The organism is Sphaerospermopsis sp. FACHB-1194 (assembly GCF_014696235.1).
In the GTDB taxonomy this organism is placed as follows: Bacteria; Cyanobacteriota; Cyanobacteriia; order Cyanobacteriales; family Nostocaceae; genus Sphaerospermopsis; species Sphaerospermopsis kisseleviana.
Map to the genome: position 1 here is coordinate 1 of NZ_JACJPU010000091.1, position 7,015 is coordinate 7,015.

The 7,015-nt window shown below is 36.5% G+C and carries 7 protein-coding genes; 3 read left to right on the forward strand and 4 right to left on the reverse strand.

Features of this window, described 5'->3' with window-relative positions; genetic code table 11:
* Nucleotides 1–333 precede the first annotated feature (333 nt).
* Nucleotides 334–1,737: a cation:proton antiporter gene (locus H6F45_RS25720; RefSeq protein ID WP_096565814.1), complete on the reverse strand. Its 1,404-nt coding sequence runs from the start codon at nt 1,735–1,737 to the stop codon at nt 334–336.
* A gap of 230 nt (nt 1,738–1,967) precedes the next feature.
* On the opposite strand from H6F45_RS25720, the gene H6F45_RS25725 reads away from it, so the two are divergent.
* The 3 genes from H6F45_RS25725 to H6F45_RS25735 all read left to right on the forward strand — a co-directional run bounded on the left by H6F45_RS25725 (nt 1,968) and on the right by H6F45_RS25735 (nt 3,784).
* Nucleotides 1,968–2,546 (forward strand): hypothetical protein, encoded by a 579-nt coding sequence (locus H6F45_RS25725; RefSeq protein ID WP_096565812.1) that lies wholly within the window; start codon nt 1,968–1,970, stop codon nt 2,544–2,546.
* A gap of 244 nt (nt 2,547–2,790) precedes the next feature.
* Nucleotides 2,791–3,390: a Uma2 family endonuclease gene (locus H6F45_RS25730; protein ID WP_187039820.1), complete on the forward strand. Its 600-nt coding sequence runs from the start codon at nt 2,791–2,793 to the stop codon at nt 3,388–3,390.
* Between the two features lie 16 nt (nt 3,391–3,406).
* Entirely contained in the window at nt 3,407–3,784 is a 378-nt protein-coding gene (locus H6F45_RS25735) for a tellurite resistance TerB C-terminal domain-containing protein (protein WP_190348769.1), read from the forward strand.
* 135 nt (nt 3,785–3,919) lie between these two features.
* Here the strand turns inward: H6F45_RS25735 and H6F45_RS25740 are convergent, their stop codons facing one another.
* The 3 genes from H6F45_RS25740 to H6F45_RS25750 all read right to left on the reverse strand — a co-directional run bounded on the left by H6F45_RS25740 (nt 3,920) and on the right by H6F45_RS25750 (nt 6,665).
* Entirely contained in the window at nt 3,920–4,150 is a 231-nt protein-coding gene (locus H6F45_RS25740) for a type II toxin-antitoxin system HicA family toxin (protein WP_190348770.1), read from the reverse strand.
* Complete coding sequence (locus H6F45_RS25745) at nt 4,147–4,386, reverse strand: type II toxin-antitoxin system HicB family antitoxin (RefSeq protein ID WP_096565808.1); 240 nt, start codon at nt 4,384–4,386, stop codon at nt 4,147–4,149. Before H6F45_RS25745 ends, H6F45_RS25740 begins: the two co-directional genes overlap by 4 nt.
* A gap of 68 nt (nt 4,387–4,454) precedes the next feature.
* A complete protein-coding gene (locus H6F45_RS25750) occupies nt 4,455–6,665 on the reverse strand; it encodes a DNA phosphorothioation-associated putative methyltransferase (protein ID WP_242052728.1) in 2,211 nt (736 codons plus the stop codon).
* Between the last annotated feature and the right edge of the window lie 350 nt (nt 6,666–7,015).

Here is a 7,015-nt window from a genome sequence, read left to right on the forward strand (position 1 = left end):
GATTAAGTGTTGTTGGCATCCATAATTAGACATTTTTCTGATTTTCGATATTGTCCTGTATAATAACATGAAGTTTTAATCAAGATTGGATGAATTATTCTATACAATTTTGAATGTGGCTAAAGCCCATCAATCGCTTTAATGCGACTAAAGTCCCTATCGACTTATCCCCATGTCTAAAAGCCTGGGGCTTGCGTCTCGTTTCAGGGTCATGGAAAAAATTGGCCAAAAGATACTTGTCCATAGTTGATTATGGACAAGCACAAACCGGACAAAGACTGCTTTTACTTATTCAGACTCTCCTGAGAATTTGAGGTGATTTCCATTCTGCCATCATTTGCTGTTGCTCCCGATTAATGATGGATCAGTAGCACCATCTACGGTAGCGGCGGTTTTTGGTTCGGGGAAAACGAATCTTAACAAAGGAGGAGCTAAGAAGGTAGTAAGAATTACCATCATAATAATTGCTGCTCCTAGTGGTTTTGAGAGAGCGCCACTAGCTGCACCAACACCGGCAAATACCAAACCTACTTCACCTCTGGGAATCATACCCACACCGATGGCTAAACGGTTAATACCTGGTTGACCAAATACGGCCAAACCTGTGATCACTTTACCAATAATGGCGACTGTGATCAGGAAGATTGCCATAATTAAACCTTCTCTGTTGGTGGGAATAGCTGGGTTTAAAACTCCTAAGTCGGTTTTTGCGCCGACGGCGACGAAGAAAACTGGAACTAGCATATCCGCAATGGGAAGAACTTGATTTTGTAGTTCTTTGCGTTTATCGGTTTCTTCAAGAACTAAACCTGCTGCAAATGCTCCCAGAATTGCTTCTAAGTTGATGACATCAGCAATGTAGGCCATGATGAAGGCGAAAATGAACGCTGGGATAACTACTCCACCGCGTGTTTTGAGTAGATCGGCGATCGCTACAAAGGTTTTATTGAAAATGTTACCCAGGATGACTGCACCAATCAGAAAAGCTGTGGCGCTCACGATCAAATAAATGACGTTGCTTACATCTACTGCGCCATCTTTGGCCAAACTAGCAACTACGGCTAAAACGATGATTCCCAATACGTCATCTATTACCGCTGCACCGAGAATTATCTGGCCTTCTTTGGAATTTAACCTTCCTATTTCTGATAGCACTTTGGAGGTAATACCGATACTGGTAGCTGTCAAAGCTGCACCGGCAAAAATTGCGGGTACTGCACTGATACCAAAGATGATCATTAAACCTGCTGTACCTGCGGCAAAGGGTACTACTACGCCCACTACTGCGACTACAAAAGCTTGGATACCGACTTCCATTAAGTCTTTTAAATTAGATTCCAAGCCAATTTCAAACAGCAGGATAATTACACCCAGTTCGGCTAAAACTGAAATTACCTCTGACTGTGCTGCAAAAACCTGGGGAGTTGCTTCTGGAGTTAAACCAGCGGTGATTTGCAGGAATGTCATAATTAAGGAGTTGGAACTGTCTGTACCTCCTTCTGGAAATACCAACAGATGCAAAACCGATGTACCGACTAGCACGCCACCAACGAGTTCACCTAAAACGGGTGGTAAACCGATTTTATTGGATAGTTCGCCTCCCAGTTTGCTGGCGAAATAAATTACTACTAAACTCAGTAGCACGGCTGCTACTACCATTGAACTGTCTACGGGTTCTGTGGCTGTGGCATTAGCCAATAGGGGAACTGTAAAGTTGATTGTGTTCAAAAACTGCATTGCTTCTGTGAATATCCTTCTTTAGTTATTTGTACCTTGTTATGGAAACTATTTCATAGGTCTTCATGTATTGGCAGTCCTAACACAAACGATAAGTTATTTAATATATTTACTCTGCTAATACAATATATAAATTCAGTAGAGGGTAAATTCTGTTGTATAGATTAGATAGGTCTATGTAGGGTGTGGCTGTAAACAATGATGATGTTACTTGCTAAAGGGTGCTAGGAATGAATGAGAAAGAACTGAAACTAGGTAAATACCTGACTTTAGAAGATTTTTGTACCTGTACTCAGACTTATCAAAAATATGCTCAATATATCAACCCTTTCCCTCAGAATATTCTAGAGACTATTCCGGCTTTACAAGATTTAAATAAGTTGATCATTGATCCTGTTATTGATAATTACGGCAGGGACAAGTTTATTTTAACTTATGGTTTTTGTTCTGCTGATTTAAAGAAGTTTTTGGAGAAAAAAGATCCATTGACGGGTGAAAAAAATGGTCGGGTTGCACCTAAGTTAGATCAGCATATCAGTTATGAAATTAACAAGAATGGTAAATATTATTGTGAAAGATTGGGTGCTGCTTGTGATTTTATGATTGCAGATTTACCTAGTGAATGTTTGGTAGATTGGATTTTACAGCATAAGTTACCTTTTGATTCTTTGTATTTTTATGGTAGCACTAGACCGATTCATGTTAGTTATGGATTGCAGCATAAACGGGATATTTGGACGTTTGGGGATGTGAGACAACCGACGAAGAAGGGGATTGAGCATTGGGTGAAGTTGGCGAAGGAGATATGATGTTTCTGGGAATTAGGGGAATTGTTTGAGGCGATCGCCCGGTGAAAATTAAGTGAAAATTAAGTGAACATCAGGTGACAATTATTTTATTTTTGGTATAATTTTTTATTATGCTTGTGTTCCTATTATGATTGATTAGTTTGTAGTGAGGAATTTATTCCTCATTTGAGGACTAAAGTCCTCACTACGAAATATTATCAATCAGAAGTCGGGTATCTGATCATTAACTGTGGAGTTAAATCTAATGACACAAATTACAACCACAAATTTTGAATTAATTCAACCTTCAGCTAATCATCAAACTTTGACAGATGAGCAGTTTATGTTATTAAAGGAGGACGGAAATCTTTATGAATATGTGGATGGAGAGCTAGTTATTGTGGCAAATTCAGGTTTAGAACATGGTTATTTAGCTCTAACTCTCGGATATTTTTTAACTGGTTTTGTGCGCGAACATAAACTTGGTATAACTTGCGATTCTAGCACTGCTTTTAAAATGAAAACTGGTAACAAAAGATCCCCTGATCTGGCTTTTATTGATAAAGAAAGATTACAAGGTTTAAAACGACTACCCAAGGGTTTTTTTGATGGCGCTCCTGATTTAGCTGTAGAAATTATTTCTCCTAATAATACTTTTGAGGAAATTCATAATAAATTAGTAGAGTATTTTGAAAATGGAACTCGTTTAGCATGGGTGATATTACCAGATGAAGAATGTGTATTAGTTTATCGCAAACCTAAACCATCACAGCTTTTACAATTAGAAGATAGTCTTGATGGAGAAGATGTGATTCCTAATTTTCATCTTCCTTTGACAGAGTTATTTCAAGAATTGTCTTTTTAAATATGGATTCTCAACTATGGACACTATGGACAGACTCAGTGAACTTATAGCTAAGACCGAAAAATTACTAGATCAATTAAAATCCACTTTTGAAATATATGAAGGATTTCAATATCAGAGAGATGATAGAAACCTAGAATGGCAAAACTTCCGAGAAAAAATATCTCAGGATCAAATAGAAATATTAACAGCAATAGCTACACAAGAAAACCTGCAAGATACGATCAAAAAAATTGCCGAAAGAAATATTACCATGCCCAGCTTACTAATTGATGATATTAATAAAATAGCCTATGATACCCTGGGAGAAATAATTATTGAGACAAATAATGAAATACCAAAAATAGCTAATGACTATTTATTAATGGTGGAAACAATGATATCAAGCCTGTAGGGTGCGTTGGGTGGTGATAATTTTTCACAAAACAAGCTACAAACCCAATGTAACGCCTCAATTATATCATCAATTCGGTGCTTTACGCTGTCGCTAACTTACCCTACTGTTCTAATTTGGAAGTCACAATAAATCTTATTTTCCTAACAAATTAAAGAATGTTTCTTTATCCATACCAACATCTTGAATCATTCCCATTAAAGTACCTTGTTTAATATCTTTACCCGAATGAATAGGAATCACAACTCTACGCCCATCATTATGCTTGTAAATCGCGTGACTTCCCTTTTGACGATCAAAATAAAAACCTATTTTTTCAATAACTTTAATAAATTCTTTAGCTTTGACACTCGGAAAAATACTCATACTAAAACACTTAATGGCTTAACAATAATATCTTCTTTAGGGATAGATTGACCATCAGCTATTAAACTTTCAAGATATAATTCAATAGCTTCTTGAATATTAGCGATCGCCTCTTCAAAAGTATCTCCTTGAGAATGACAACCTTTCAAAAGAGGACAAAAAGCATGATATCCTCCCTCTTGTTCTCTTTCCAGAATAACGGTGTAATTATAAACTTGTTTGCTATGATTACTCATACTGTAATTTCCTCATTAATCACTTTTTCATTATAAACCATCTTTTCAAATATCCTCTAAAACTACAACTAATTCCTCTCACCATCTATCCCCGCAACATCACCATTTTCCACCACTTCCATCACCTTTTCTCTCTCTTTCTTCCGATTATTCATAGCATTTTTAAACAACTTCAACTTATAAGGATCAGCATCTTTACACCAATATAATTTATATCCCTTAATCACAGTAAAATGTTCCTTTAAACATTTCTGCCACCCTGAAAGATGACTAATACTTTGCCAATTTTCAAACAGTCCTCTTTCCTCTTCCTGAAGCGTTAATTTTACCAACTTATCATACAATGGATAATCAGGAGTTACTAAAGTTTCTAATTGATGCAATACCGGCGGATCATCATCAACATCATATTCTCTATAGGTAACTTGTAAATCCCGTAAATCAATTTTCATTGATCTATATAATGTCGGGTGAGGTTCATGATCAAAATCAGGATAACACAAATAGGAAATCTTTGGTGTTTGCAAATGGAATTTAATCACATTTGCTTCTTCTAACCTACCAATAGTCCGACTAGCGCAACCTTCATATAATCGTAATAAAGGATCAAGTGCTTGTAACGCAGAAATGTGAACCCAAAGAGAATTATTTAATTTTTTCCCAATTTTACTTTCTTGACAACGTTGAATAATTAACTCTGTATTTCCCACACTTTTTAACATTTGATCCGCATCTGAACACGCCTGTTTATAACTACTATATAATCCTAGAACATCTTCTTGAACTGCTGGCGGTAGTTTTGATAATCTGGGACGATGACTAAACTTTGTTAATGCTAAATAAACTAATAAATCTTGACGACGTTTATCTGCGATCGCTTCCCATTCTTCTGAGTCTGTCGCTTTAATAATCACTTGGAAAGCTCGTCTTAAACTACTAAAATGTTGACAAATTTCCTCTTCTTGGGCTAACTCTCCCTTACCAGGTATTCTACCCCGTTCAGTCATAAAATTCATCAAAGGTGTTAACAATTCTCGATGTTCTTCAAACTTTTGAATACAAGCTCTCACTTTAGGAGTAGTAGCGCGAGAACGATAACGAGAAGCGCGAAATAATTCGGTTTCCGCAGGATCTCTAAAAACAAAATAAACCCCCAAAGCTATAGGAATAGCATCAACTTCCAAAACTTGATCAATGTAAACTTTTAATTCTTCTTGTTCATAATATTTTTGAAATGTGTTACGCTTAGTAATCACACCATCACCATAAGCCATTACACCTTTCTGAGAGTCTGATATTAACACCTGAGCAGATACCAACAGAACTCTTTGCGTCAGTTCCCAAGCTTTTATTAATGCTTCCCTACGTTCACCTTGATCTTCAATCACATTAATCACAAAACCAATATTCACAATATCCGCAGGTATGCGGGGAGCGTCTGGTAAATAATAAGGGTCCCAACCATTACTGACATAACCTTGATCTGCGATGCGCTGCATATCTCCACCATGTCCACAACCATAATCAAAAAAGGTGGTTTCTGAACCAAACAAACCTGCATCTAAAGCTAAACGCAAAGGTCGAGAAAAATCATGACGGATAATAGCAGCTTTATGTCTTTCAATTTTTGGTATTGTTGGGATTGAATCTGCTGAATTATTATTTGTGTTGTTATTTTTTCTTATAACTAAAGTATGTCCCTGTATTTCTACTCCGTATCTTTTTAACTTTTCTTCCCAACCCAACCGAGTACCAATACCCCTAGTATTGTAGAGTAAACCTAACGCTACTTGAGCGCGAGTTAAACTGGCAAACTCTTCATACAAAGGATAATCAGGAGTAACAAAAGTCTCCTTACGGTGAAGAATAGGCGGATTATCTGTATCTGTATAATCTCTGAAATTAAAAGTCAGAGTTTCTACATCAACTTGAATACTAGAATGTAAAGCTGGATGAGGATCGGTATCAAAATCAGGATAAAATAAGTAAGAAACCTTGGGTTTATTCGTGCTAAATTTAACAATTGTTGCCAGTTCCGCTTGGGGTGCGACACTGCGAGCTAGACTTTCATATTGCTGAAGTTGGACATCCAGTGTATGCAGCGCAGAAAGATGAATGTAAAAAGCATCTGGGAGAAGTTTGCCATATTGACTGTTATAGCAGCAAGCAGCGATGGTGCTAAATTCTATCTGCTTGGACGTTTGGCAAATTTCTTTAAAGGTGTTCAAGTTGTTCTCAGGCTTAACCATTGCACTCATTAGCAGAAAACTGCCAGTCATTCGATTTTAGATTTTAGATTTTAGATTGATTAGCCGGAATTTTAAGTAGGCTTTTGACAATCCAGAAATTATGGAAATTGGAAATTATTGGTCAAAAATAATTATTAACCCAGTTTTGATAGTAATTCTCCCATAATAAATTATGATTTTGTCTTTTTTGTCAATAATAAGATTTATTATTAACCAAGTGAGTCTGAACTGAGATTAATGTCACAATAAATAAATAGGGTTTGCTGAATAAACCTAAAACCTTGATATATCAAAGGTTAGAGGCTGATAAACACAGAAATTAGTGCAAGGGTTTTGAAGGGTATACCGGAAAAAGTGTGCATTTTTTGGGATTTCAAGAG

What these genes read in the sequence shown, in the direction of transcription:
- H6F45_RS25745 (WP_096565808.1), bottom strand. Translation starts at nt 4,386, where the DNA reads ATGAGTAATCATAGCAAACAAGTTTATAATTACACCGTTATTCTGGAA.
- H6F45_RS25725 (WP_096565812.1), top strand. Translation starts at nt 1,968, where the DNA reads ATGAATGAGAAAGAACTGAAACTAGGTAAATACCTGACTTTAGAAGAT.
- H6F45_RS25750 (WP_242052728.1), bottom strand. Translation starts at nt 6,665, where the DNA reads ATGACTGGCAGTTTTCTGCTAATGAGTGCAATGGTTAAGCCTGAGAAC.
- H6F45_RS25735 (WP_190348769.1), top strand. Translation starts at nt 3,407, where the DNA reads ATGGACACTATGGACAGACTCAGTGAACTTATAGCTAAGACCGAAAAA.
- H6F45_RS25740 (WP_190348770.1), bottom strand. Translation starts at nt 4,150, where the DNA reads ATGAGTATTTTTCCGAGTGTCAAAGCTAAAGAATTTATTAAAGTTATT.
- H6F45_RS25730 (WP_187039820.1), top strand. Translation starts at nt 2,791, where the DNA reads ATGACACAAATTACAACCACAAATTTTGAATTAATTCAACCTTCAGCT.
- H6F45_RS25720 (WP_096565814.1), bottom strand. Translation starts at nt 1,737, where the DNA reads ATGCAGTTTTTGAACACAATCAACTTTACAGTTCCCCTATTGGCTAAT.